Here is a 25,608-nt window from a genome sequence, read left to right as displayed (position 1 = left end):
TTCATGAAGTATTACTGTGAGACCAAGACAGAGACTGATTTGACGAAAAATACTCTGGCGCTGGTTTTGGCTGGTGGAGAGGGCAGCCGACTGAAAGACTTGACCAAGTGGCGTGCAAAGCCCGCAGTACCGTTTGGTGGTAAATATCGCATTATTGATTTTGTGTTGTCCAATTGTGTGAACTCCGGTATTCGTAAGATTGGGGTGTTGACGCAGTACAAATCGCACTCATTGATTCGTCACGTGCAACGTGCGTGGTCTTTCATGCGTTATGAAGTGGGGGAGTTCGTCGAGTTGCTTCCGGCACAGCAACGTGTCGATAAAGATTGGTATCGTGGAACGGCGGATGCCTTATTTCAAAACCTGGACATCATGCGCCGCCATACACCTGAATATGTGTTGGTGTTAGGTGGAGACCACATTTACTCGATGGACTACAGTAAGATGCTGATGGCGCATGTCGCCTCGGCAGCAGATGTAACGATTGGTTGTATCGAAGTGCCGGTTAACGAAGCCAAAGGCTTTGGAGTCATGTCCGTTGATCGTACGCTGACCATTACCAAATTTACCGAAAAGCCTTCGGAACCAGATACTTTGCCGGGCAAGCCGGACACTGCTTTGGCATCCATGGGGATTTATGTTTTTTCCAGAGAGTTTTTGTTCCAAAAATTGATTGAAGACTATGACAACTCGACGTCAAGCCATGACTTTGGGAAAGACATTATTCCGTCAGTGATTGAAGACTGGCGAGTGAAAGCTTATCCGTTTGTAGATGACAACGAAGAACCTGCCTATTGGCGAGATGTGGGAACAATCGAATCCTTTTGGAAAGCAAACCTTGATTTGTGTAGCATCACGCCAGAATTGAATCTTTATGACAGAGACTGGCCGATTTGGACGTATCAGGCACAGATGCCACCGGCGAAATTTACATTTGACGATGATGGTCGTCGTGGTGAAGCCATTGACTCAATGGTTGCTGGAGGTTGCATTATTTCCGGTGCTCGAATCAAACGTTCGGTCATTTCGAGCGGTGGCCGCGTGCACAGCTATAGCTTGATTAAGGACTCCGTGTTGTTACCTCGGGTGGAGGTTGGTCGTCACTGTCGTATTCAAAATGCGGTGATTGATAAGGGAACCGTCATCCCTGACGGCACGATTATTGGTGAAGATCCGGTAGCAGATGCCGAGCGCTTTTACGTCGAGCCAAGCTCGGGAATAGTGTTGGTGACGCCGGATATGCTTGGACAAAGACTGCATATCATTCGTTAAATCTTAGCAAAATCTTTTTAGGTCAAAAAAAGTAAGGTTCAATCATGGAAAACAAAAAACTCAAACTGGTGATTTGCTGGCATATGCATCAGCCGCATTATCGTGACGGTTTGGATGGTTTGTATCGTCTGCCTTGGGTGTATTTGCATGGCATCAAAGACTACACGGACATGGTTGCTCACCTGGAAAACTGCCCAAAAGCTCGCGTGGTCGTGAACTTTGCACCAGTGTTGTTGGAGCAAATGGACGACTATGCAAAACAAATGCGTGATTGGCTGGCATCAGATGTTGCTATGTGTGATCCCTTACTGAATTGGGTTTCGGGTGAAAATGCCATCAGCACAGATCTTGAGCAACGTTTTGAGATAGTCCAAGCCTGCCAAAAAGCGTTTGCGCCTACCATGATTGACCCTTATCCGGCATTCAAGAGCTTAATCATGATGTCGCAGTGTGATGAAAATACGCCATTCGAAGAGTCCAAAGGACTGTCTTATTTCAATGATCAGTTTTTTATTGATTTGTTGATGTGGTACCACCTGACTTGGATGGGAACGAGTTTGCGACTGAAAGATGATCGAGTCAAAGCGCTCATCAAAAAAGGCAACTTGGGGCAACACTTCTCACCAGAAGATCAGAGAACGCTGATTAAGGTGATGGCGGATGCGATTGAAGGCATTATTCCGCGTTATCGCGCATTGATGGAGTCAGGACAAATTGAAATTTCAATGACGCCTTATGGACACCCGATTGTACCCTTGTTAATCGACTTCAATTCTATGAAGGATGCCTTGCCTCATGCGCCTATGCCGTTGAGTGACGCCTACCCGGATGGGTATGAACGCGCTAAATGGCACATGGAAAAAGGCTTTGAGGTTTATGAGCATTACTTTGGTACAAAACCGAAAGGTGTATGGTTGTCCGAAGGTGCTATCAGTAGTGCTTCTGTAGGTTTATTGGATCACTATGGCATTCAATGGACGGCTTCAGGTGAAGGTGTCTGGCGTCACTCATGTGAGGCGTCGCATTTGGACCATCACGATATCGCTTCGAAGCGGGCGTTGTATCAGCCGCTACAACATGCCTCACAAAAGTGCGCCATGTTCTTTAGGGATGATGGCTTGTCCGATTTGATCGGTTTCCAATATAAGGACTGGAAACCTGAAGATGCTGCTAATAACTTCTTGCACAACTTACACAATATTGCCGAGTTTCTTGGAGACAAAGTTGAAGACCATGTTGTGTCAGTGATTTTGGATGGAGAAAACGCCTGGGAATACTACCCTGAGAATGCATACTATTTCTTGAGGACGCTTTATGAAAAACTTGGAAAAGATGAACGTATTGATATGACGACTTTTTCCGATGCGTTGGCTCAGGAAATTCCGCTAAGACATTTGCCTATATTGAAAGCGGGAAGTTGGGTATATGGCTCTTTCTCTACCTGGATTGGCGAGCCGGATAAAAATGCAGGTTGGGATTTGCTGGTAGAGGCAAAACAAACTTATGACAAAGTTGTGGCTTCAGGAACATTGACAGCAAGCCAAAAGCAAGCTGTGACTGAGCAGTTGGCAATCTGTGAAGGCTCGGATTGGTTCTGGTGGTTTGGTGATTACAACCCTGCGGGAAGCGTCAAAGATTTTGACCAGCTTTATCGCCGTCATTTGGAAAAACTTTATCAGTTGCTTGGCGAACGTCCGCCGGAGCAATTGCAGATTCCTTTGTCCCAAGGAGGTGGCGAAATGGATAACGGTGGTGTGATGCAAAGAGGGATTTCCTAATGTCCGCGGCCAAACGTGCGGGGGTGTTGTTGCATCCGACATCGCTGCCGCATGAAGGGTCATTGGGTAGACTGGATAAAGCCGCTTGGCAATTTTTGGATTGGATGCAAGAAGCCGGGTTGAGCGTTTGGCAAATGCTACCTTTGACCCAACCGGTACAAGGGTTATCGCCGTACCAAAGTGTTTCTGCGTTTGCAATGAATCCGGCACTGTTGCCGGAAGATTGGCAAGAACAATTTGATGCCACAGCGTTTGATGCGTTTTTGCAGGATCCTCCGCACTGGCTTGATGACTATGCGCTTTTTATGACGCTTAGAGAAGTGTTCAATTACGAACCCTGGTCAAGCTGGCCGGATGTTTACCAAAAGCGTGATTTACTGTCGTTGGCCAATTTTGCTCAACAACATCAGGAACACATCACGTTTTTGAAGAAGGAACAGTTTGTGCTGGGTGTTATCTGGCAGAAACTTAAAGCGGACGCCAATGCCAAAGGCATTATGCTGTTTGGTGATATGCCTATTTTTGTCGCTTACGACAGTGCTGACGTTTGGGCGAATCCGGATCAATTCAAACTGGATGAACATTTAAAACCAACTGTTGTGGCGGGTGTGCCGCCGGATTATTTTTCGGAAACTGGGCAACACTGGGGTAATCCTCACTACAACTGGGAAGTGATGCTGGAGGATGATTTTGATTGGTGGCATAAGCGTATTGCGCAAGCAATTTCGCAATTTGATTTCGTCCGTATTGATCATTTCCGTGGTTTAGAAGCCTGTTGGGAAATTGATGCCAAAGAAGAAACGGCAATGAATGGAGAGTGGCGTAAAGTGCCGGGAGATAAGTTGTTGTCGGACTTGCACCGTAACTTTCCACATATGAATTTGGTAGCCGAAGACTTGGGAGTAATCACGCCGGAAGTAGTGGCGTTGAAAGAAGCCTTTAACTTGCCGGGTATGTCGGTGTTGCAGTTTGGCTTTAACGGTCTGCCTGACAACCCGCATGATCTGAAAGAGCAGGTTGAAAACTCTATTGTCTATACGGGAACGCATGACAACGACACCACCTTGGGGTGGTGGGATAGCCTAGACGATGAAACACGCCACTGGGTTGACTTGCAGTTAGCAGATTTTCAGTTCGCTGGCGATATGCCTTGGCCGTTGATTGCAGCGGCGATGTCTTCACCCGCCTTGACGATGATTGCGCCTTTGCAGGACTATCTTGGGTTAGCAACGGAAGCGCGTATGAATATCCCCGGTACTTGTGATGGAAACTGGGCGTGGCAATTTGAATGGCAGGAAATCCCCAATGATTTGTCTGCTAGAATCAAAACATTAATTAAGAAATATGAACGAATAGCTTAAGAGCTGTTGAATTAACTACGAAACCAAAGAGATGTTATGGCAAGAACCACGAAAGCCTCAAAATCCACTTCCGTCGTTACGGATGATGAATTGAACAGAATTGAGTCGGATATTGCCCGGTTGCAGTCCGGTACGCACCATGATCCGTTCCAAGTGCTCGGTTGCCATGAAGATGACAAACACTGGATGCTTCGTGTTTGGTTACCAACAGCTGAAGAAGCCACTGTAGAGAATACTCATAGCCTGACACGCATAGATGGTACAGATTTATTTGTAGCGAAAATAACCAAGACAGCGAAAAAATCGCTCCCACAGCATTTTAAAGTACAGTGGACTGAAGCGAATGGATCAACTCACGAAGCAGTTTCTCCTTATACCTTTTTACCGACGGTAGGTGAACTGGACTTACACCTATTTCAAGAAGGGCGTCACTGGGATGTCTACGATATTTTGGGGGCACACCACAAAACCTTTGATGGTGTTGAGGGGGTTCAATTTGCGGTTTGGGCACCTGCAGCCAATCGTGTTTCGGTAGTAGGTGACTTCAACGGTTGGCATGGTTTGCGTCACCCTATGCGCACTATTGGCGGTGGTGTGTGGGAAATCTTTATCCCGGGACTTCATCCTGGAGATATTTATAAATTTGAAATCCGAAATGCCCGCACAGGTTATTGCTACACCAAAACTGATCCCTACGCGCAATGGATGGAAGAGCGCCCCAAAACTGGAAGTGTTGTGTATAACTCAGTTTATGAGTGGGGAGATCAAACTTGGCTTTTGCAAAGAGCTAAAGACCAATGGGCTTCGTTGCCGATGAATATATACGAAGTACACTTGGGATCATGGCAAAGAGACGATTACGGCAATTTTTTGAGTTACCGGGAAATGGCACACCGTTTGGTTGACTATGTGAAATGGATGGGCTTTTCTCATATAGAGCTATTACCGATTACTGAACACCCTTTGGACCAGTCCTGGGGTTATCAAACGACTGGGTATTTTGCCCCGACTTCCAGATTTGGTTCACCAGATGACTTCCGTTATTTCGTTGACCATTGCCACAAAAACGACATTGGTGTGTATTTGGATTGGGTGCCGGCGCACTTTCCGAAAGATGAATTTGCTCTGGCGAGATTTGACGGTTCTGCACTTTATGAACACGAAGATCCAAGGCAGGGTGAGCATCAGGATTGGGGAACATATATCTTCAACTTTGGTCGAAATGAAGTTCGCAACTTCCTGATTGCCAACGCGTTGTACTGGTTGAAAGAGTTTCATATTGATGGACTGCGAGTCGATGCGGTCGCTTCAATGTTGTACCTTGATTACTCGCGAGAAGAAGGACAGTGGATAGCCAATAAGCATGGCGGTCGTGAGAACCTTGAAGCCATTGAATTTATGCAAACATTGAATGCTGAAGTTCACTCACAATGCCCGGGAATTGTGATGATGGCAGAAGAATCCACTTCCTGGCCGATGGTATCTAGACCGACTTGGATGGGCGGGCTCGGTTTCTCTATGAAATGGAACATGGGGTGGATGAACGATACGCTCGGCTATTTCGAGAAGGACTGCATTTATCGCCCTTATCACCATAACGATTTGACCTTTAGTCAGATGTACGCGTACTCGGAGAACTTTATTTTGCCGTTGTCGCATGATGAAGTGGTGCACATGAAAAATGCTTTGGTCAGCAAGATGCCAGGGGATCACTGGCAGAAAATGGCGAACTTGAAGTTGTTGTTGGGATATCAGCTAGTCAATCCGGGTAAAAAATTGTTGTTCATGGGCGGTGAATTCGCGCAATACGGCGAATGGTCCGAAGAGCGTGGATTGGACTGGTACTTGTGTGATCAGCCAGCAAATCGCGGTGTTCAACTGTGGGTACGAGACATGAATCATTTGTATCAGGCTCACTCCGCATTGCACCAACGTGATTTTGAGTCTAGTGGTTTTGAGTGGATAGACTGTCATGATTATGAGCAATCCATTTTGAGTTTTATTCGTATTGCCGAACATGAAAAACTCATTTGTATCTGCAACTTTACACCTGTCCCTAGAGAAAACTACCGTATAGGGTTACCGGAAGCTGGGCATTATCAGGAGTTGTTAAACTCGGATTCTGAGGTTTATGGCGGCGGGAATATCGGTAATAGTGGTGGCATTCACACTCAAGAAGTCGCTTGGATGAACAGACCTTATTCAGCAGAGTTGACCTTACCGCCATTATCGGTATTGGTATTTAAACTGACAAATTGATTTTAAGACGTTTTTAGGAAGAGATATTTAACGTGAAGATTTTATTTGCAGCTTCAGAAGCGCATCCTTTAATCAAAACTGGTGGATTAGCGGATGTGTCAGGCAGTTTGCCAAGTGCTTATGCTAAATTTAAACATCATACTAAGCTGGTTTTACCCGCTTATGGTGATGTTTGGGAAAAAGTTACTGATGTTAAAGAACTAACGGATTTCATGGTCGGTGGCTGTAACCGAGATGTGCATGTTCGTGTGTTTAAAGCAAAAGCAGAAGGTTTGGACACCCCTGTATGGTTAGTCGATGTGCCGGACTTGTTCAACCGCCCAGGTAATCCGTATCTATCTCCAGAAGGAGATGACTGGTGGGATAACGGTGAGCGCTTTGCGGTTTTTTCCAAAGCGGTGGTTGAAATCGCAATGGATAGAGTCGGTTTAAATTGGAAACCAGACTTGGTTCATAGTAATGATTGGCAAACAGGCTTGGTACCTGCGCTGTTGTCGATTGAAGAAGAGCGTCCTCAGACTTTATTTACCATTCACAATATGGCGTATGCAGGGCTGTTCCCGAAATCGCTATTCGAGAGTTTGTCGTTGCCATGGCATTGGTGGACACTTGAAGGCATTGAATTCTACAACAACATGTCGATGTTGAAAGCCGGTATTTTGTTTGCGGATTGGGTCAACACCGTTAGCCCTACCTATGCGCGTGAAATTTGTTTTCCAGAGTATGCCTACGGATTGGAAGGTGTCTTGCAAAAACGTCAGGATGAAGAACGTTTGGTCGGTATTTTGAATGGTATTGATACCGAAATTTGGAACCCCAAAAAAGACACCTACATTAAACGCCACTATGACCTTGAGAAAGGGCGCGTAGCAGCCAAAAAGGAAAATAAGAAAGACTTGCTGCGATTTTGGGATTTGCCAGACGAGGTGATTGAATCGCCAGCACCTGTAGTAGGTTTTGTTGGGCGCCTTGTTCCTCAAAAGGGTATAGATTTGGTGCTTGAAGTCATCCATGAAGTGATTGAACAAACAGATGCTCGATTTGTGTTTGTTGGTTCAGGAGATTCAACCTACGAATATTTATTGAGCGAACTAGCGCATCAATACCCTAGCCGAGTAATGGTTTATATTGGTTATTCTGAAGCCTTGGCTCATAAAGTAGAAGCGGGTTCTGATTTGTTTTTGATGCCTTCACGCTTTGAGCCTTGTGGTTTGAATCAGATGTATAGTCTGGTCTATGGGACTTTGCCGATTGTTCACCACACAGGGGGCTTGGCAGATACCGTGGTGAATGCGACGGAAGAAAACATCAAAGAAGAGACTGCGACCGGATTTGTATTCTACGACCCAAGTTACCATGCGTTGAAGTCGACGCTATTGCATGCATTGTACCTTTACACCAAAACACGGACTTGGCAGAAAATTCAGAGAGCTGCAATGTCTGTAGATTTTGGTTGGGAGAAAAGTGCCAAGCAGTATTTGAGTCTGTTTAAAGCAACCGGTAAAAAGAAGTAAACTTATTTTGAACCACCTTGAAGTTGCAACGAAGCGATTTCCAAACGATTGAATGTTAGGAGTGAACCATGTCTGCTGCAAAGAAAACCGAAACCGCCAAAAAAGTTGCCAAGGTTCAACAAGACCTCGGTATGTCTACAAAAGATATTGAAAATGGTTTTGTTCATTACCTCTATAACACGCTGGGACGAAATGTTGATGCCGATCTCGAATATCAATTTCGAGCGTTGTCCTATGCTGTTCGAGATCGATTAATCGGTTATTGGAAAAAAACGTGGAATGAATATAACGAAACTGACTGCAAAAAAGCCTATTACCTTTCGATGGAGTTTTTGATTGGTCGTTCCTTATGCAACAACCTTCTTAACCTGGGCATTGAGGATGAAGCCCATCAGGCGATGTATGAGCTTGGTGTTTCTTTGGAAGAAATTGAAAGCGCTGAAAAAGATGCAGGGTTGGGCAATGGTGGCTTAGGGCGCTTGGCAGCGTGTTTTATGGATTCTTGCGCAACCTTGCAATTGCCGGTGATGGGGTATGGTTTACGTTATGAATATGGGATGTTTAAACAACGTATTCAGAACGGTTATCAGGTGGAAGACCCAGATCATTGGTTGGGATTTGGTTTCTATCCTTGGGAGTTACAGCGTACTGAGTATGCAAGAAAGGTCAAGTTTGGTGGATCTACACACTTGTTCAAAGATCCTCATACAGGCAAGCTTTCTACTTTATGGGAAGGTACGGATGACGTGGTTGCTGTGCCTTTTGATGTGCCTATCCCGGGTTTCAAAAATAAAACCGTCAATACGCTACGACTGTGGTCTGCGTGTGCTGAAGAAGCCTTTAATTTGACAGAATTTAATGCGGGCTCTTATTTTGAAGCGGTTGCCCAGAAGTCTGAAGCAGAAAATATCACCATGGTTCTCTATCCAAATGATGTGAGTGAGAACGGTAAAGAACTTCGTTTAAAGCAGCAATATTTTTTGGTGTCAGCTTCATTGCAGGATGTCGTTTGTCAGTGGGATAAGAATCATGATGGAGATTTCACCAACTTTGCTGAGTGCAATGTTTTTCAATTGAACGACACCCATCCAAGTTTGGCGGTTGCCGAGCTGATGCGTATCTTGCTCGATGACTATGCCATGGAGTGGGATGAAGCCTGGAATATAGTTTCCAGTTGCATGGCTTACACCAACCATACTTTACTGCCTGAAGCCTTGGAGCGTTGGCCAGTGCCGTTGTTCCAGAAGCTGCTACCGCGTCCGCTGGATATCATCTATGAAATCAACAGACGCTTCCTCAAGCAGGTTGCGATGAAATGGCCTGGTGACTCGGCAAGGTTTCGCCGTATGTCGTTAATTGACGAAGGCAATAACGTTTGTATGGCTTATTTGGCGATTGTCGGTAGTTTCTCCATCAATGGGGTGGCGGCATTACACTCGCAGTTGTTGAAAGAAGGACTGTTCCACGATTTTTACGAGCTTTGGCCGGAGCGCTTCAACAACAAAACGAATGGTGTCACTCAGAGACGCTGGATGGCAGGTTGTAACCCAGGGTTACGTGCATTATTGAAAGATAAGATTGGCGAAGGTTGGATTACCGATTTGACTCAGTTGAGCCAAATCGAAGAATTTGTTCATGACAAGTCTTTCAGAAGGGCTTGGATGACGGTGAAACGCGAGAACAAAGCTCGCCTTGCAGAATTAGTTAAGGAAACCACTGGCGTGGAATTCAACGTAGAGTCTTTATTCGATGTACAAGTAAAGCGTATTCACGAATATAAACGTCAGTTGTTAAATATTCTTCATGTCATCCATCTTTATGCAAAAATCAAACGCGGTGAGACCGACAAATGGACCAATCGCTGCGTTATTATCGGCGGGAAAGCAGCACCAGGATACGCGATGGCTAAGAATATCATCAAGCTTGTCAACAACGTTGCTGAGATCATTAATGACGATCCAGAAGTCGGTGATATGCTTAAAGTTGCTTTTATTCCAAACTACCGTGTGTCAGCCATGGAGGTGATTTGCCCAGGTGCGGATGTTTCAGAGCAAATTTCCACAGCGGGTAAAGAAGCCTCCGGTACCGGGAACATGAAGTTTATGATGAATGGTGCGGTGACGATTGGTACTTTGGATGGTGCGAATGTCGAGATTCTTGAAGCGGTAGGGGAAGATAATTTCTTCCTGTTTGGGTTAAAAGCTGCCGAAGTCGAGGAAATCAGAAAACACTACAATCCTCAGCATCACATTGACAATGATGAAGATTTGCGAGCAGTTATGACTTTGTTGGAGTCGGGGCATTTCAGCCAGTTTGAGCCAAATATCTTCAATGATATTATCAACTCGTTGAAATCCCCTCATGATCCTTGGATGACATTGGCGGATTTCCGCAGTTACATTGATGCGCAGCATAAAATCGGTTTAGCTTACCAAGACCACGAACATTGGAATACCATGAGCATCATCAACTCTGCGAGAAGTGGTATCTTCTCAACGGATAGAACTATGAAAGAGTATAATGATGGCATTTGGAAACTAGACCCTATTCATTTAGGTTGATGGTTTTGTAGCCTCAAAGCTGACTTATACAAACGCCTCTTCCGAGGCGTTTTTTGTTACAGGATAATTAACATGACGAAGTCGTCAAAACGTTATTGGGATACCAAAACGCTTGAAGAAATGACTCAGGAAGAGTGGGAGTCTTTATGCGATGGTTGTGGTTTGTGCTGTTTAACGAAACTGCAGGATGAAGACACGGATGAAATTGTCTATACCTCGGTGGTTTGTCGTTTTTCAGACACGGAAACCGGGCAATGCAGTGATTATGCTAACCGGTCAACCAATGTACCAACCTGCGTACCTCTGACACTACAGGGCATAGCGGAGTTTGATTGGTTGCCGGACTCCTGCGCGTATCGCGTGATTTATCGTGGTGACAAACTTGCAGACTGGCATCCCCTGAATTCGGGCAAGAAAGAGTCGGTCAAATTGGCTGGAGTTGGTTTGTTGGCGATACCGTTACTGGTTGTGGATTCGGACGAGATTGAAGATTACGAAGACTTCGTAATGGATAAACCTTAGGTGTTTGGAAATAGAACTATAAGGTAGAAAATCTACCAGGTTGGGGGTTGTAAGGCAGAGACCCCAACCTGGCAGATTTTAATCAGAAATGATGTTATTTAACGGCGTTGATGATATCGACGGAAATAGCTTCCACTTCTTCGGCAACGGCTACTAGAGCTGGGCTGTCGTTCAACGCTTTCAGCATGTCAGTCGGTTTGATCATACCGATTTTGGTGACACCACCGTCTTGGTAAACGGAAATACGGCAAGGTAGGGCAGACGCCAAGTCCATATCCACTTCCAAGACGCTTTTTGCTTTCATCGGGTTACAGATTTCAAATACTCGGACTTCGTTTCCGAATTCCACACCTTTTTTTGCCATAGTGGCTTTCAAATCATGGATGCCGACGATACCGAATTTATGCGCAGGTACGGCTTCTTCCATTGCCTGGCAAACTTCATCGACTGATTTATCCGAAGTAACAACATATTTCATTTTTCTCTCCAATGCATTTTTAAGTTTTATTTGTCGTTCACATTATAGGTTAAAGCGGTCAGTCTTCAACACCCTATAATGGTTACTTCAGACTGACTCAAGCAATCCCCAAATCGGCAATCGGCATGAGGATATACTGCATTTCCGAATAGGTCAGAGGCTGTTTTGCATGCTCAATGACCGCTCGATAATTGTCTTCAGTCACCAACACCTCGATTTTGACTCTCTTCACATGCCCTGAAACCTGCTCACTGGTTGAGCTAAGTCTTTGTGACGAGTGGTAGGCATTGATGTCTTCGACATTGAACTTTAGAGATGTTTCAAATGTCAGGAGCTGGTCAATCACTTCATGAACGACCTTACCATCGACAATCAATTGCAATAGGTAGTTATTTGCCATGATTTACTCCTGTTCTTTATTTGAAACGGATTTGGCTGAAAGTGACTTCAATCCGAATCGCTGATAGATGATCGGTAAGATTAACAGTGTCAACAGGGTAGATGAAATCAAGCCACCGATAACAACTATCGCCAAAGGTTTCTGAATCTCAGAACCCGGACCGGTTGCGAAAACCAAAGGCACCAGACCCAATGCAGCAATGGATGCGGTCATCAAGACAGGTCTTAAACGTCTCAAAGCGCCCTCGACAACGATGGTTTTTGCATCATCAATTTTCGCAGCCAGCTGGTTAAAGTAACTGATCATCACCACGCCATTCAATACCGCGATACCGAGTAGCGCAATGAATCCGACCGATGCCGGCACCGATAAGTACTGTCCCGTCATCCAGAGCGCAAGAATCCCACCAATCAGTGCGAAAGGTACGTTGGTGAGTACCATTACCGCCTGAGAGACAGATTGGAAGGTGCTGAACAGGATGATGAAAATCAATACCAATGCAATCGGTACGACCACAGCAAGTTTCGCAGCGGCACGTTGTTGGTTTTCAAACTGTCCACCCCACTCAAAGTAATAACCAGGAGGCAGCGCCACTTGTTTGGCGACTTGTTTGGCTTCTTCTACGAAGCTGACCAAGTCACGACCAGTCACGTTGGCAACCACAGTCGAGAAGCGTTTGCTCTGTTCACGTTTGATAGAAACAGGGCCTTCGATTTCTTCTGCATTGACTAGCTGTCCAAGTTGCACACTTTCACCGTTAGGCAGAGCGATAGGTTGCTTCAACATTTCTTGTTTGGACGACTTGTAGGCATCTGGACCACGAATGATGAGCGGTACCTGGCGGATGCCCTCATAAATAATCCCAACAGGCAAACCATTGACTTCTACGCGCAGAATATCTTGCACTTGCTCGACGGTTAACCCGAGTCTTCCTGCCATCACGCGATTAACAGTGAGCTTCAGATAGCGTAACCCATCGTTTTGCGGTGTATAAACATCCGTGGCACCCGGAATTTTCTTCACTAGGTTGACGAGCTGTTCTGCTGCATGGTTAAGGGTTTGGGTATCGTCACCAAAGATTTTGATGGCAAGGTCACCACGCGCACCCGTTAACATTTCATCGACACGCATCTGAATAGGTTGCGTGAAGGCAAAGTTGAAGCCAGGGAAGTTTTCTTCCATAACACGACGAATTTCACTAATCAGTTCTTCCTTGGTTTTTACACGCCATTCAGATTTTGGCTTCAACACAAGGTAAGTGTCGGTATTGTTTAGACTCATGGGATCAAGTCCCAGCTCATCAGAGCCGACACGTGCAACGATACGCTTAACTTCAGGAACCTGTTTCATGATTTCGCGCTGGATGCGTAAATCCAATTTCACGGTTTCTTTTAAGCCGATAGCAGGCGTTTTCTCAACCTGCAGAATCAGGCCACCTTCATCCATGGTCGGCATAAAGGTTTTACCAACTTGGGTATAAACCACACCGGCAATGACCAGCGCACCGATGGCTGAACCAATGACGATTCGGTCATGTATCAGACTCCACTCCAGCACAGGACGATAGAAGTTAGTGAGCTTACGAATCAACCAAGGTTCTTTATGAGAAGGTTTGCCAAGGATGAAAGATGCCAAGGTCGGAATTACCGTCAAAGACAGAATCAATGAGCTACCAAGGGCAAAGATAATCGTTAAGGCTACCGGAACGAACAGCTTGCCTTCCAGACCTGTGAGCGTCAATAAAGGCAGGAATACCGTCATGATAATCAAGATACCTGAAACTACCGGAATAGAGACTTCCTGTAATGCACGGTAAATCAAATGCAGTTTAGGGAGATTGGCTTTGTCTTTTTCCTGCATGGTGACGATGTTTTCAACCACCACCACGGCAGCATCCACTAGCATACCCACGGCAATTGCCAGCCCTCCCAATGACATGAGGTTGGCAGATAATCCAAAGGTATTCATCAGGATAAAGGTCATCAATGCTGCCATTGGCAGAATCAGCGATACCGTAATGGCTGCTCTCAAGTTACCAAGGAAGACAACCAGAACCAATACCACCAATATAACGGCTTCAATCAAGGCGCTGGACACGGTAGAGATGGCTTTGTCCACCAGTGCGCTACGATTGTAGAAGACACTAAGGGAAATGCCTTTTGGCAAAGAGGGTTTCAGTTCGTCCAGCCGTTTCTGAACAGATTCTACTACCTGCTTGGCATTGGCACCACGTAAGGCAATAACCAACCCTTGAACCGCTTCACCTTTCCCGCTGTCGGTTACCGCACCATTACGATAAAGGGAGTCGATTCTGACTTTGGCGACATCCTTTACCTTGACCGGGTATTCGTTTTGGTAAGCGACAACGGTGTTTTCAATGTCTTTCACTGATGTGAGGTTGCCTTGTGTTCTTACCAGCAAGACTTCTTCGCCCTGATTCAAACGACCGGCACCATCGTTTCGGTTGTTTGCTTTCACTGCGGCAATCAGCTTTTCCAAAGGAATCTTGTAGGCTTGTAATTTAGTGAAGTTCGGTTCGACACTATAGACCTTCACTTCACCGCCCAGTGAGTTGACGTCCGCAACCCCCTGTACTGAGCGCAGAGCAGGGCGGATTACCCAGTCTAATAGAGTACGCTTCTCTTGGTTGTTCAGGGTGTTTCCATCAATAGTGAACATGAAAATATCACCCAAAGGTGTCGATAGTGGTGAGATACCACCTGTCACGCCCTCAGGCAAGGTAATGCCGTTGAGCTTTTCCGCCACTTGTTGGCGAGCCCAATAAATATCGGTGCCTTCTTTGAAGTCAATGGTGATGTCCGCAATTGAATATTTTCCCATGGAGCGCAGTAGTTTTTGGTTAGGAAGACCCAGCATCTCCATTTCAATGGGCGTAATAATCCGTTGTTCCACTTCGGAAGGTGTCATTCCCGGCGCTTTGAAAATCATTTTAACTTGAGTCGGAGAGACTTCCGGAAAAGCATCAATTGGCGTATTTTTAAAGGCGACCCAGCCACCGGCGGTAATGGAGAAAATAATCAACACCACCATCATACGTTGGGTCAGAAAAAACTGAATCAATCGAGATAGCATGATTATTCTTCTCCGTTTGAAGGTTCGCTAGCAGAAAGCAGTGCGGCTTTAACCGCAGAAGTGCTTTGCGAGACGATTTGTTGTGCATCGTCGATAGGTTGCTGGGTTTTAAATACCATCACGCCGTCTTGCTGTAGAAGCACTTGAATAGGCTGAACGGTGATTTGGCGTTGGTGCATCAAGAACACGACATCATGCCCGTCATAATTACCGATAGCTGAACCCGGTGCTTGATAAACATACTCACCATCTGCGACATCATTGACGAACTCAATTTGCAGTAATTGTCCTGGATGAATTTTCCCTTCGCCATTGTTGAAACGGTTATGAATCTCAACCGATTGTGTCATCGGGTCGATGAAACTAGAGATATGGGCGACAATCCCTTTTGAGATGATCTCGCCGCTGGTTGTCAAAGCCAGGGAAGTCATGCCTTCGTTGACCTGTGACAGTTGCGAAGCAGGTAGTCTCACGTCAACAACGATTGGGTCGACGATACCGATGGAAATCAATGTTTGGTTAGCGGTCAAGCGCTCACCGACCTTGATTTTAAGATTGAAAAGTTCGCCCGTTACCGGCGCAGGCACTTGAATGATGGCGGGTTGCTGTTTTCTGGTCTTTTCCAGTTTTTCAATAGCGGTTTCTGCCATCCCCATCAACGTCAGGTCTTGTCGTTGTTGGCGTTTGATTTGTGACAGCTTGTTGACGTCTGATTGTGCTTGTTGCTTGTTTTTGACCGAGACCACACCGTTCTGAGTCAGTTTCATTGCACGGGCAAGATTGTTCTGTGCAGTAGACAAGTCCGATAGCGTGTTCAGATAGTTTTTCTGTGCATTCAGCAACTCTGGGCTGAGGATTTCCACAATCACTTCGCCTTTTTTGATTGGACCATGCACGTGATCGATTTTGGTCACCAAGCCAGAAATAGGAGTCGTCACCAAGTGGGTTTGGCTAAGTGGCACCACGGCTTCCGCAGGGTAGGTTTCATTAGGGTATTGGTGAATTCTTTTCACCGGTGCGGTGGCAATGCCCAATGTGGTGATTTGTTGACTGGAAAAAACCAAAGGCTCAGCCGCATGCGATGCCATCGGCGCCATACCGAGAGATACCAGCAGCAAAGAAGCTCTTAGGTGACGGTTCAATGCGTCTGTGTTGAATTTAGATGAAATCTTCATGGATGGGGTTTGCAGCGCGCTCATTGTAGGCTAACTCCCTGTGCTTGGTTATAGTCTGAAAGTGATTGTTGTGTGTTTAACTGGCTGAGACGATAGTTCAGTTCGTTGTCATAAAGCTGTTGTGTGGCTTGAAGCAAGATCTGAATGGAAGTTTCTCCTTGCTGGTAAGCCTGTTTGGCAAGTAAGACGCTTTGGCTGGAAAGGTCAAATTGTGACTTTGCCAACGTTTGTGTCTGCTGTGCTTGTTGTAAACGGGTTTCGGCATTACGACGGTCGATGGCAATCTGCTGTTTTGCTTTAGCCAATGCGATATCGGCATTCACCTTGTTTTGGTTTTGTTCTGAAACCGCAATGGCACTTTGTTTGTTAACGCCCAGAGGAAAGCTGATTTGCGCAATCAACATAGTGTTGTCCGACATTTGGTGGCTTTTTTCTGTTTTGGAGCCCAAATAAAGATTTGGATTTTGTTTTTGGCTGTATTTGGTCAGTTGCAGTTTTTCAGTCTCTATGGATTGAAGGCTTTGCAGGAAAGCTATGTCAGGGTGTTCCGCTAGAGGTAACGATTGTTCATGTTCGGCAAAGGTTTTAGGTAATTGCTCGCTCCCTGTCCAAGTTGAATAGGCGTTCAAGGCGATACGATAATCCTGTTCAGCAAGTGTCAGTTGTTTCATGGCGTTAAGTGTGACTTGCTGCGCCATCAATAAGTCCATTTTTGGGTTTTCGCCCGCATCGACACGCTGTTTGACCAATTGTTCCAAAGCTTGCGCTTGTTGGTGGCTTTTTTGGCGATAGGCAAGAGTTGTTTCCGCCTTTTTCAACTGCCAGACCAAGTTGCGTATCTTGCCGGAAGCCATCAGTGCCAAGCGTGCAGTTTGCGCACTTTGCAAAGATCGATAGTCTTCTGAAAGCTGTTGTTTAGCGCCACTTTGACCCGGTAACCAGATAGGGAAAGCCGCACCGACTTCCCAGGATTGATAACCCTGATTGCCGGTCATGCCATCATTCTCATGGCGAACGACCAAATCCACATCACCGGCAATCCATGAGTCAGCGGCATTGCCGTTGGCTTGCGTCAACTGTTGCAATGCCTGCTTTTTCTCTTGTTCGGGAAGTTGGGTTTTGACGTGCTCCAACAATTGTTGAAGACTTGGCGCCACTTGATTGGTGCTTTCTGCCGCCATTGTCAAAGAACCGAATGATGACATGGCCACGAAGGAGGCAATCAACAAAGGTTTCTTTAGAGCGGTTCCAAAGTTAGGTGTCGTGCTGATACTTTTCATATGTTTTCCATAAAAAGTGAATTTATCGCTTTAATTCTGCGCCGATGGCTCATTGAATCAAAGCGGTTTTTTTAATACTTATGGCTAAGCTTAGAAAAGTAAACTGAATTGAACCTTAAAAAAGATTAAAAAGTTGTTCAGTCGTTATCCAGATTAAAAGAGAGAGTGACGGATAAACCGCCCAGTTCGGAAAGTTGGAAGTCAATGTTGCCGCGGTAAGCTGAGACGATTTGTTTGACGATGGACAGCCCGATACCATGCCCGGGTTGCTCTTCATCTAAACGGAAACCTCGTTGTTGAATCTGTTCAACGGCTTCTGGAGGAACGCCTGTGCCATCATCTTCAACTTGAATGGTTAATTGCTTGTCACTGCCGTTTAGAGTCAAGCGCACATGATGGTTTCCGTATTTACAGGCATTATCGATAAGATTGCCCAGCAATTCGAAACCATCCTCTTTCTCCAAAGGAAGTTGTTTTTGTTCGGTGTTGTCGATGACTTCAATATGACGTTGAGGATAAAGCTGCGCGAATGAGCTGAGCAAATCTTCCAAATCGCTTGGCGAAGCATCAGGTGTATTTTGTACCTTGAGGGAAAAGGGAATCATCGAAATCATACCTGAGGCCAACCTGGCAGATTTTAGCTCCCGCTCAATCAAACGCAGGATTTTTTGCGATTGTTCCGACAGTGTTTTTTGTAGTTCCGGATAATCTGTGAGAATCGGGCTGTCTGAGATTTGAAAGATGATATTCAATGGTGTTTTCAAACTATGCGCGAGGTTTGCATTGGATTGACGGGATTTTTCCAATAGCGCAGTGGCACTGGAAATTGCTTGGTTTAAGCTTTCGATTAAACTGGTGACTTCAGTAGGGTAGTCTTCCGGTATCAGTCTGACCGCTTTTCCTTTGTGAAGCGCTTGCAAGGTTTTGTTGATAGGGGTCAGGCGGTTAAAGCCGTTTTGCAACAGGTAACGTTGCAATAGATAGAGTGTTATCAAGCTGAGCAGGGTTAATACTGCAAAGACAATATCAAACAGGTGAATCATGTGCTGAATTGGACTGTGGTCTTCAGCAACGTAGAGTGTAAGTGTTTTACCATGGAATTCGCTCTGGTAAGCGCGGACGAGTACGGTTTGTTTATTCGGCCCAAGTGTCTCGTAAACTTCCGGATTACGATGAATTGGTTTTAGGTAAAGCGGGTAGCCTTCAAGAGAAGGGGAAGCAAGCGTGCGTAGTGAAACCTTTGCCACAAAATAATGACCGGAGTCCTTGCGTGAATAAATTGGGTTGATGTTGTTGAGGTTGATGGTTAAGCGATCGGGCTCAACCTTCAAATGCTCGGTAATGGAGTCATTATCATGATGAAGACGTGTAACAACATAGTCTTCAGTCAGGTGATGGATACTGAAGACAGAAATCATCCAAAACACCACGAAGATAATCAGCAGGCTGACAAACAGTGAGAGGTTGAGGCTTTTCTCAATAGATTTCATGGTGCCGAGACCTTGTTGTCACTAGTGATGTTTTCAGGCAGAACAAAGCGATACCCTTGCCCTCGCAAAGTCTCAATGCTAGGTTTGCCAAAATAATGGCGCAGTTTACTGATATAGACTTCTATCACATTACTTTCTCGGTCATAGTGCTGATCAGTCACCTGTTGCAATAAGGTATCCTTGGCAAACACTTTATTTGGATGACTCATTAAGAGCCTCGCTAACCCGAATTCGGTCTTGGTTAAGGCGTGGCTTGCCTCAGGTGTTTTGAGTTCGCGGGTGTTGAGATCTAATTGAAAAGGGCCAGCTTGAAGGGTATCATCAATTCGATTGTGAGGGCGCTTCAGCAAGACCTCAATGCGAGCGAGTAATTCCTCGAAATGAAACGGTTTGCCGAGATAGTCATCAGCCCCTTTTTTCAGACCTTCAACACGCTCTTGCCATGAATTACGCGCAGTGAGAATCAGTACCGGGGTTGTATTTCCCATGTCACGGATTTCTGATAACACGGTTAATCCCGGTTTTTTGGGTAGCCCTAAATCCAGAATGATAATGTCGTAGTCGTACTCTTGAATAAGATAAGAGGCTTGGTCGCCATCTGTTGCTGTGTCGACAACAAAATCAGCTTGCTCAAGCTGTGTCTGCAAATGATTAACTAACCAGAGTTCGTCTTCTACGAGTAGCAGTTTCATGGCTTAATCATCATTTTATATAGAGAGGTTTTGTAGGAAAGACAACACCTTTCAAACGCTTGGTCTGAAAGGTGTGGATAGGGCAGTTAGTGGTGATGACCGCCATCGCCATGTGCGTGACCGTGTTCGATTTCTTCGTCAGTTGCATCACGAACACCTGTAACTTCCACTTCAAAGGTTAAGTCTTGGCCAGCAAGAGGATGGTTTCCATCAACAGTGACGTGCTCTTCAGAAACCTCAGTGATAACAACTGAGTGTACCCCGTGCTCTGATTGCGCTTCAAAGCGCATACCGACTTCCAGGTTCTCAACACCTTGAAACATGGCTTTTGGTACTTCAGTTTGAATCAAATGCGGCTCGATTTCACCATAGCCTTCAGCAGCCTTGACCGTTGTAGAGAATTTATCGCCTACAGTTTTGCCTTCCAACTCATTTTCCAAACCAGGAATCAGATTCGAGTATCCGTGAAGATAGGCCAGAGGCTGACCGTTCGAGGCATCGATTACATTTCCATCGTTATCCGTAAGGGTATAGTTGAAAAGTCCGACTTTGTTTTTTTCGATTTTCATGACAGATTCCTGTTTTGCTTTTTTAAAATAGGTATCATACAAAATTCAAAAAGAAATTAGGAGAAAACTGATGTTGTGGCTGAAAACCTTCCATATTTTGTTTGTTATGTCATGGATGGCGGGTATTTTTTATTTGCCACGTATCTTTGTGCATTTTGTAGAAGGACAAGCGGCTGGTGAACAGGTAACGCGTTTGGCCATCATGGGGCAAAAACTCTATAAGTTTATGACCATTATGATGATGTTGGCTATCGGTACAGGGTTATGGCTGTGGGTCGCTTACTTTCCACATGCTACGGGTTGGATTCACGCCAAGGTAACGCTGGTGGTTTTGATGTTGGTTTACCACTTGTGGACGAAGCGCCGAGTGAAGGAAATGCAAGAAGGTCACTTGGATCATTCGGGCATTTATTACCGCTGGGCAAATGAGATTCCGTTGGTACTGACAATTGGCATTCTGATTTTGGTTGTTATTAAGCCTTTTTAATAAAATCAAGTCTTTAGAAAGGGTTTTAAATATCGTTTAAAACCTTTTTTACATTCAAAACGCAAAATTAACTCTTAAGTTGGCGGCCCAAACTTCATTGGCAAGACTAGGCGCAACCGTTGAATTATGGAACGGATTTTTGAAGTATTGCACGGAAGGCGTTAACGAAAAATATTTGCCAACCATGTGTTTTCCGTAAACTTCCACCTCTTGTGCAGCGTCATGGCGCATTGACGAATACTTTGAAATTTCCGTGTATCCATAGGCAGTACCTAGCGTCCAGTCGCTCAAGGTAATTTGATAGGCCAATGAGACAAAGTCTTTCGTTGCCGACACTCTTGCATTGGCAATACCCGCGCGCGCTTCCACGGTTTGTTTCCCAAAACTTTGTGCCGCTGTTAGATATGCTCCATAGTTCTTTAGGTGTTTGTTGTTAGCATCGTCCAAAGCTCGGTGATCGCCATTGTGTAGCCAGACGCCTGTTTCAAATAAAGTGTTGTCGGTTTGCCACTGGGTTTCTAAAATGCAGAAAATCCCTTTATTATCACTATTCACTTCAAAAAGACTACTGTAATCACGGTTTGGGTTATCTGCCAATCCATTGGTTGAAGAGGCCATGAATCGTGTGGTGTTGGTGGCAGAAAACTGATATTCAACAACGCCAGCCAGTGCATAGTCGGGGAAGTCAATGACCGGGTTATTGACGAAGTCTGAGGCAATAAATTGTGTGTTCTCATTGTTACCGATAAGACTGGTATCAAAGAAAACTGTAGAGTTTAAAAGTCCAACATGAAAAGAGGTGTTTTTTTCATAAGAAAGACTTAGATACAGTTCTGAAAGTTGAAGCCTGCCTTGGTTGTTCTTTGACAGCGCGGTGCCGGCATCCGCATTACTTTGACGAATGACCGATGCCATTCCTTTTGTCTTGGGCGTGGAGTTCACTTCAATATGAGAGTTCACAATGAAGTTTTTGGCTAAGTAGCGGGTATATAAGTCGCCAGACAGACTTGTGTCATCTTCTATCGACTTGTCAAAAGAGTGTTGGTAGATTGCCGTCGCGTAAGCATGAAACTCTAACGGGGAGGGCTTTTTTGCTTGCGCGTGCATACTGATAGATAAGGTTAAAATAGACAGTAGAAATATACGGTATTTATCAATAGTTAAAATACCATTATTAATACAAATCGAAGTGCAATTGAGAATTTTAGTTATCGTTGGTGTGTGCTGTTTGATAGTTGTCTGTCTTTTCATATTAATTTTTGTCTAGAAAAAGAAGGTGTTAGCGTAGGAAATAGCTAATGGGTACACTGATATCCCAGCTGTTTCGAGTAATTTCCTTTGGAAAAGGTTTGTAATGCATCTGCATTTCGTCAGTGAAGATGCTCAGTGCGGCATCGTTGAACATATCGTGCATGTCCGGTTTGGAAACTCTTACATCCGAAATGTCACCGTTGTGATGTAGCGTGAAGCTGATTTGCACATTACCTTCCCAGTGGCGGCGTTTGGCCATAAATGGATAGGTGTTTTGAGCATAGCGGGACAAAGCTTCCTGTAACTCTGCAAGGTATACTTTTTCAGCTTTGGCTTGTTGCGCCGGTGACACACCAGATGACTGTTGTTTGGTTACGGTCTGCGCTTGGCTCACTGGTGGCGCCGGTGTTTTCTGTGCCGGCTGTTCAACAGGTTTAGTCACGGGTTTGGTCATTGTCTTTTGTGGTTCTACCTTGGCAGGCTCAATGGGTTTCACGGGAGTAGGTTTGACCACTTTTTTGACAGGTGCAGGCTTTGGAATAACTTTTTCAACTGGCTTGTGTACCGGCTTCACTTTTTTCACTACTTGCTTTTCCGGTTTGTGCACAGGTTTGACCGGGGTTGGTGGTTGTATTTTTTGAACAGGCTTAGTGACAGGTTCTACTTTAGGGGTCGGTGGCGCAACGGAGAACATACTGGCACTAATGGCTACCTGCTTTAAATCCGATTTTTGTTCCGTGTTATGGGCAAAGTGCTGAAAGGAAACATAAAACGCGCCGACAACAGAAGTATATAGCGCCAACGTGATCACAAACGCTTTCTGACTGTTGGAAAGTGAAAGCGTTGGCGCGTTATAGCTGTAATACATGTCGGATGTCGCTGCTGTCATGTTAATCTGTCGCTTTATCCGTCAGGAACGTGAGTCGATTGAGGTGGTTTGATTTTAGAATATCGACCAATTCAACCACTTTACCGAAAGTTGCCTGGCGGTCTACCTTGATGACAATGTCAGATTTCTGGTTAATCTTAGCCGCCTCTGCTTTGAAATCTCCAAAACTAATCGGCTTATCTTCCAAAAACAAAATCCCTTTATCGTTAATTGCCAAATGCTTGGTGGGGTTATCTGTCGGTTGATAGGATGACGTGCTTTGTGTATCAGGCAAATCCAGTTTCAGCGCATCATGCACAATAAAGCTTGCCGTTGTCAGCACGATCGCCAATAACACCAACATAACGTCGATGAGCGGAATGACGTTGATGGAATCAAACTTTTTCATGTGCAGATTTTTCTACCAAAAAATCCCGGTGAGCCCGGAACTTTGCTTGTTGAACCTCAACTTTTCGCATCAATGCGTTGTAGGCAATGATGCTTGGAATTGCAAGCGCGATACCGCCAGCCGTTGCTTTTAGCGCCAAGGCAAGCCCAACCATGATTTGCCCGGTGTCGATGGTTTTGGTTGTTCCCAAATCAAAGAAAGTAATCAATATCCCCAACACTGTTCCCAATAGACCGACGTAAGGGGCGTTGGCACCCACGGTAGAGATATAGGTCAGGTTCTTGGTCAGGTCAATCGTCAGTAAATCAAAGTGATCATAGTCTGAGACATTCACTTGTCTGAAGAAAAGAAGGCGTTCAATGATGAACCAAGTTGCGATAAAAGCCATCAACCCCAATATGGAGAAAACACTGAAGTCTAAATAATGCTTAAGAATGTCCATGAAAATGTCTTTGTTAATCTTTAAATGAGAATTATTATATTTTGAAAATGAATTGCGTGCAAGGTTCTATTGAAAAAAACACCGCAGAAATCACCGAGTGTACGGCGCAATTCAGAGCGCTCAGAATATCATATATAAATTGTAGGGTTAATCATCATTTAGCAAAAGCGAAATTTATCGAAGAACAATTGAAAAGTACCGGAAAGCAATCCGCAAAATATCAAGACAAATCGAGTAAAATAGGCGCAGTTTATTTATTGGCGGTTACCAGAGCAAAAGGCAGCCCGAATACAGTTTTAAGAAGAAGAGAGTTTTATGTCGCAATCACAACCTACGGTCGGTATCGTCAGCTTAGGCTGCCCTAAAGCTACGGTCGACTCGGAACGCATTCTGACGCAATTGAAAGCAGAAGGGTATCACCTGACAAATAGTTATCAGGATGCCGATACCGTCATCGTCAATACGTGCGGGTTTATCGACAGCGCTGTGCAGGAGTCATTGGATACCATCGGTGAGGCATTGGCTGAGAACGGCAAGGTAATCGTTACTGGTTGTTTGGGTGGTAAGGAAGACAATCAAATTAAGGAAATCCATCCTAAGGTATTGGCGGTTTCCGGCCCGGCTGCTTACGAAGAAGTGTTGACCGCCGTTCACAATGTGATTGCGCCGCCACAACATAATCCATTCGTGGATTTGGTTCCCCCTCAAGGCATTAAGCTGACACCAAAACACTATGCTTATCTGAAAATATCCGAAGGCTGTAACCACCGTTGTACTTTCTGCATTATCCCGTCCATGCGGGGGGATTTGGTCAGCCGACCTGTGTCGGATGTCATTGCTGAAGCCAAACGCCTGAAAGAAGCCGGTGTTAAAGAGTTGTTGGTGGTGTCACAAGACACTGCGGCTTATGGTGTGGATGTGAAATACAAAACCGAGTTTGCGGATGGACGTCCTACCAAAACCTCAATGGTTGGCTTGTCTGAAGCGCTTGGTGAACTGGGTGGGGTTGATGAGTTCTGGGTGCGTTTGCATTATGTTTACCCTTACCCGAATGTAGAGGATGTTATTCCGTTGATGGCGGAAGGCAAAATCCTGCCTTATCTGGATATGCCATTGCAGCATGCTCACCCGCGCGTGCTTAAAGCAATGAAGCGCCCGGGCAATGTCGAAAAGACTCTGGAACGTATCCAAAAGTGGCGTGAGCAGGTACCAGACCTGACCATTCGCTCTACATTCATTGTCGGCTTCCCGGGGGAAACGGAAGAAGAGTTTCAAACTCTATTGGATTTCATTGCAGAAGCAAGGCTGGATAGAGTCGGGTGTTTCCAATACTCTCCGGTTGAAGGGGCTGTGGCGAATGACTTGGCGGAACAGGTGCCGGATGACGTCAAACAAGACCGTTTCGATCGCTTTATGCAACTACAGCAACAAATCAGTGCAGAGAAGATGCAAGCCAAAATTGGCAAGCGTATCCAAGTACTGGTAGATGAAGTGGACGAAGAGGGTGCGATTGCTCGCTCAAGAGCGGATGCCCCTGAAATTGATGGATTGGTTTTCATTCCAGACGGGCATCACCTTAACCCGGGTGAGTTTGTCGAGGTCGAAGTTTTTGCTGCGGATGAATATGATTTGTGGGCAAACCCTGTTGGTGATTTCGTACCTCAGGAAACGTCATTTATTGAATTGGGTTAATCGCCTTTAACGCTG

The 25,608-nt window shown here is 45.3% G+C and carries 21 protein-coding genes; 9 read left to right on the top strand and 12 right to left on the bottom strand.

Features of this window, described 5'->3' with window-relative positions; translation table 11 throughout:
• The first annotated feature begins 3 nt into the window (after positions 1 to 3).
• The 7 genes from glgC to HVMH_RS06760 all read left to right on the top strand — a co-directional run bounded on the left by glgC (position 4) and on the right by HVMH_RS06760 (position 11,267).
• Positions 4 to 1,272, top strand: a complete 1,269-nt coding sequence (glgC, locus tag HVMH_RS06790; protein ID WP_029909211.1) for a glucose-1-phosphate adenylyltransferase — start codon at positions 4 to 6, stop codon at positions 1,270 to 1,272.
• Between the two features lie 44 nt (positions 1,273 to 1,316).
• Positions 1,317 to 3,050: a glycoside hydrolase family 57 protein gene (locus HVMH_RS06785; protein ID WP_029909210.1), complete on the top strand. Its 1,734-nt coding sequence runs from the start codon at positions 1,317 to 1,319 to the stop codon at positions 3,048 to 3,050.
• Positions 3,050 to 4,411 (top strand): 4-alpha-glucanotransferase, encoded by a 1,362-nt coding sequence (gene malQ, locus HVMH_RS06780; RefSeq protein WP_029909209.1) that lies wholly within the window; start codon positions 3,050 to 3,052, stop codon positions 4,409 to 4,411. Before HVMH_RS06785 ends, malQ begins: the two co-directional genes overlap by 1 nt.
• Positions 4,412 to 4,447: 36 nt before the next feature.
• Positions 4,448 to 6,670: a 1,4-alpha-glucan branching protein GlgB gene (gene glgB, locus HVMH_RS06775; protein ID WP_051682469.1), complete on the top strand. Its 2,223-nt coding sequence runs from the start codon at positions 4,448 to 4,450 to the stop codon at positions 6,668 to 6,670.
• Between the two features lie 32 nt (positions 6,671 to 6,702).
• Positions 6,703 to 8,184, top strand: a complete 1,482-nt coding sequence (glgA, locus tag HVMH_RS06770) for a glycogen synthase GlgA (protein WP_029909207.1) — start codon at positions 6,703 to 6,705, stop codon at positions 8,182 to 8,184.
• 68 nt (positions 8,185 to 8,252) lie between these two features.
• The gene (locus HVMH_RS06765) at positions 8,253 to 10,745 is read left to right on the top strand and encodes a glycogen/starch/alpha-glucan phosphorylase (protein ID WP_029909205.1); all 2,493 of its coding nucleotides are present in this window, start codon (positions 8,253 to 8,255) and stop codon (positions 10,743 to 10,745) included.
• A gap of 72 nt (positions 10,746 to 10,817) precedes the next feature.
• Positions 10,818 to 11,267: a YcgN family cysteine cluster protein gene (locus tag HVMH_RS06760; RefSeq protein WP_029909203.1), complete on the top strand. Its 450-nt coding sequence runs from the start codon at positions 10,818 to 10,820 to the stop codon at positions 11,265 to 11,267.
• 94 nt (positions 11,268 to 11,361) lie between these two features.
• Here the strand turns inward: HVMH_RS06760 and HVMH_RS06755 are convergent, their stop codons facing one another.
• The 8 genes from HVMH_RS06755 to HVMH_RS06720 form a co-directional block, all read right to left on the bottom strand.
• Positions 11,362 to 11,745, bottom strand: coding sequence for a DUF302 domain-containing protein (locus HVMH_RS06755; protein WP_029909201.1), 384 nt, complete (start codon positions 11,743 to 11,745; stop codon positions 11,362 to 11,364).
• Between the two features lie 97 nt (positions 11,746 to 11,842).
• The gene (locus tag HVMH_RS06750; protein ID WP_029909199.1) at positions 11,843 to 12,145 is read right to left on the bottom strand and encodes a DUF3240 family protein; all 303 of its coding nucleotides are present in this window, start codon (positions 12,143 to 12,145) and stop codon (positions 11,843 to 11,845) included.
• A gap of 3 nt (positions 12,146 to 12,148) precedes the next feature.
• On the bottom strand, positions 12,149 to 15,238 hold the full coding sequence (locus HVMH_RS06745; protein ID WP_029909198.1) for an efflux RND transporter permease subunit: 3,090 nt from the start codon (positions 15,236 to 15,238) through the stop codon (positions 12,149 to 12,151).
• Positions 15,239 to 15,240: 2 nt separating this feature from the next.
• The gene (locus HVMH_RS06740; protein ID WP_029909196.1) at positions 15,241 to 16,437 is read right to left on the bottom strand and encodes an efflux RND transporter periplasmic adaptor subunit; all 1,197 of its coding nucleotides are present in this window, start codon (positions 16,435 to 16,437) and stop codon (positions 15,241 to 15,243) included.
• Positions 16,434 to 17,693, bottom strand: coding sequence for a TolC family protein (locus HVMH_RS06735; protein ID WP_029909194.1), 1,260 nt, complete (start codon positions 17,691 to 17,693; stop codon positions 16,434 to 16,436). Before HVMH_RS06735 ends, HVMH_RS06740 begins: the two co-directional genes overlap by 4 nt.
• Positions 17,694 to 17,830: 137 nt before the next feature.
• Entirely contained in the window at positions 17,831 to 19,183 is a 1,353-nt protein-coding gene (locus HVMH_RS06730; protein WP_029909192.1) for a sensor histidine kinase, read from the bottom strand.
• Entirely contained in the window at positions 19,180 to 19,875 is a 696-nt protein-coding gene (locus tag HVMH_RS06725) for a response regulator transcription factor (protein ID WP_029909190.1), read from the bottom strand. Before HVMH_RS06725 ends, HVMH_RS06730 begins: the two co-directional genes overlap by 4 nt.
• Before the next feature lie 86 nt (positions 19,876 to 19,961).
• On the bottom strand, positions 19,962 to 20,444 hold the full coding sequence (locus tag HVMH_RS06720; protein ID WP_029909188.1) for an FKBP-type peptidyl-prolyl cis-trans isomerase: 483 nt from the start codon (positions 20,442 to 20,444) through the stop codon (positions 19,962 to 19,964).
• Between the two features lie 70 nt (positions 20,445 to 20,514).
• Here HVMH_RS06720 and HVMH_RS06715 point away from each other — a divergent pair, with 70 nt between their 5' ends.
• Complete coding sequence (locus HVMH_RS06715; protein ID WP_029909186.1) at positions 20,515 to 20,931, top strand: CopD family protein; 417 nt, start codon at positions 20,515 to 20,517, stop codon at positions 20,929 to 20,931.
• 54 nt (positions 20,932 to 20,985) lie between these two features.
• On the opposite strand, the gene HVMH_RS06710 is transcribed toward HVMH_RS06715, so the two are convergent.
• The 4 genes from HVMH_RS06710 to exbB all read right to left on the bottom strand — a co-directional run bounded on the left by HVMH_RS06710 (position 20,986) and on the right by exbB (position 23,901).
• Complete coding sequence (locus HVMH_RS06710) at positions 20,986 to 22,038, bottom strand: carbohydrate porin (protein ID WP_029909184.1); 1,053 nt, start codon at positions 22,036 to 22,038, stop codon at positions 20,986 to 20,988.
• A gap of 172 nt (positions 22,039 to 22,210) precedes the next feature.
• A complete protein-coding gene (locus HVMH_RS06705; protein WP_029909182.1) occupies positions 22,211 to 23,071 on the bottom strand; it encodes an energy transducer TonB in 861 nt (286 codons plus the stop codon).
• 1 nt (position 23,072) lies between these two features.
• A complete protein-coding gene (locus HVMH_RS06700) occupies positions 23,073 to 23,459 on the bottom strand; it encodes an ExbD/TolR family protein (protein ID WP_029909180.1) in 387 nt (128 codons plus the stop codon).
• A complete protein-coding gene (gene exbB, locus HVMH_RS06695) occupies positions 23,446 to 23,901 on the bottom strand; it encodes a TonB-system energizer ExbB (RefSeq protein ID WP_035628816.1) in 456 nt (151 codons plus the stop codon). Before exbB ends, HVMH_RS06700 begins: the two co-directional genes overlap by 14 nt.
• 315 nt (positions 23,902 to 24,216) lie before the next feature.
• On the opposite strand from exbB, the gene rimO reads away from it, so the two are divergent.
• A complete protein-coding gene (gene rimO / locus HVMH_RS06690) occupies positions 24,217 to 25,593 on the top strand; it encodes a 30S ribosomal protein S12 methylthiotransferase RimO (RefSeq protein WP_029909175.1) in 1,377 nt (458 codons plus the stop codon).
• The last annotated feature ends 15 nt before the right edge of the window (positions 25,594 to 25,608 follow it).

It is taken from the genome of Hydrogenovibrio marinus (assembly GCF_013340845.1).
In the GTDB taxonomy this organism is placed as follows: Bacteria; Pseudomonadota; Gammaproteobacteria; order Thiomicrospirales; family Thiomicrospiraceae; genus Hydrogenovibrio; species Hydrogenovibrio marinus.
Note: the sequence above shows the minus strand (reverse complement) of the source record. Positions and strands in the feature narration are given on the sequence as shown.

Bases quoted from the DNA above. Each gene is read 5' to 3' on its own strand.
- glgC (WP_029909211.1), top strand. From the start codon at position 4: ATGAAGTATTACTGTGAGACCAAGACAGAGACTGATTTGACGAAAAAT.
- HVMH_RS06785 (WP_029909210.1), top strand. From the start codon at position 1,317: ATGGAAAACAAAAAACTCAAACTGGTGATTTGCTGGCATATGCATCAG.
- malQ (WP_029909209.1), top strand. From the start codon at position 3,050: ATGTCCGCGGCCAAACGTGCGGGGGTGTTGTTGCATCCGACATCGCTG.
- glgB (WP_051682469.1), top strand. From the start codon at position 4,448: ATGGCAAGAACCACGAAAGCCTCAAAATCCACTTCCGTCGTTACGGAT.
- HVMH_RS06765 (WP_029909205.1), top strand. From the start codon at position 8,253: ATGTCTGCTGCAAAGAAAACCGAAACCGCCAAAAAAGTTGCCAAGGTT.
- HVMH_RS06760 (WP_029909203.1), top strand. From the start codon at position 10,818: ATGACGAAGTCGTCAAAACGTTATTGGGATACCAAAACGCTTGAAGAA.
- HVMH_RS06755 (WP_029909201.1), bottom strand. From the start codon at position 11,745: ATGAAATATGTTGTTACTTCGGATAAATCAGTCGATGAAGTTTGCCAG.
- HVMH_RS06750 (WP_029909199.1), bottom strand. From the start codon at position 12,145: ATGGCAAATAACTACCTATTGCAATTGATTGTCGATGGTAAGGTCGTT.
- HVMH_RS06745 (WP_029909198.1), bottom strand. From the start codon at position 15,238: ATGCTATCTCGATTGATTCAGTTTTTTCTGACCCAACGTATGATGGTG.
- HVMH_RS06740 (WP_029909196.1), bottom strand. From the start codon at position 16,437: ATGAGCGCGCTGCAAACCCCATCCATGAAGATTTCATCTAAATTCAAC.
- HVMH_RS06735 (WP_029909194.1), bottom strand. From the start codon at position 17,693: ATGAAAAGTATCAGCACGACACCTAACTTTGGAACCGCTCTAAAGAAA.
- HVMH_RS06730 (WP_029909192.1), bottom strand. From the start codon at position 19,183: ATGAAATCTATTGAGAAAAGCCTCAACCTCTCACTGTTTGTCAGCCTG.
- HVMH_RS06725 (WP_029909190.1), bottom strand. From the start codon at position 19,875: ATGAAACTGCTACTCGTAGAAGACGAACTCTGGTTAGTTAATCATTTG.
- HVMH_RS06720 (WP_029909188.1), bottom strand. From the start codon at position 20,444: ATGAAAATCGAAAAAAACAAAGTCGGACTTTTCAACTATACCCTTACG.
- HVMH_RS06715 (WP_029909186.1), top strand. From the start codon at position 20,515: ATGTTGTGGCTGAAAACCTTCCATATTTTGTTTGTTATGTCATGGATG.
- HVMH_RS06710 (WP_029909184.1), bottom strand. From the start codon at position 22,038: ATGCACGCGCAAGCAAAAAAGCCCTCCCCGTTAGAGTTTCATGCTTAC.
- HVMH_RS06705 (WP_029909182.1), bottom strand. From the start codon at position 23,071: ATGACAGCAGCGACATCCGACATGTATTACAGCTATAACGCGCCAACG.
- HVMH_RS06700 (WP_029909180.1), bottom strand. From the start codon at position 23,459: ATGAAAAAGTTTGATTCCATCAACGTCATTCCGCTCATCGACGTTATG.
- exbB (WP_035628816.1), bottom strand. From the start codon at position 23,901: ATGGACATTCTTAAGCATTATTTAGACTTCAGTGTTTTCTCCATATTG.
- rimO (WP_029909175.1), top strand. From the start codon at position 24,217: ATGTCGCAATCACAACCTACGGTCGGTATCGTCAGCTTAGGCTGCCCT.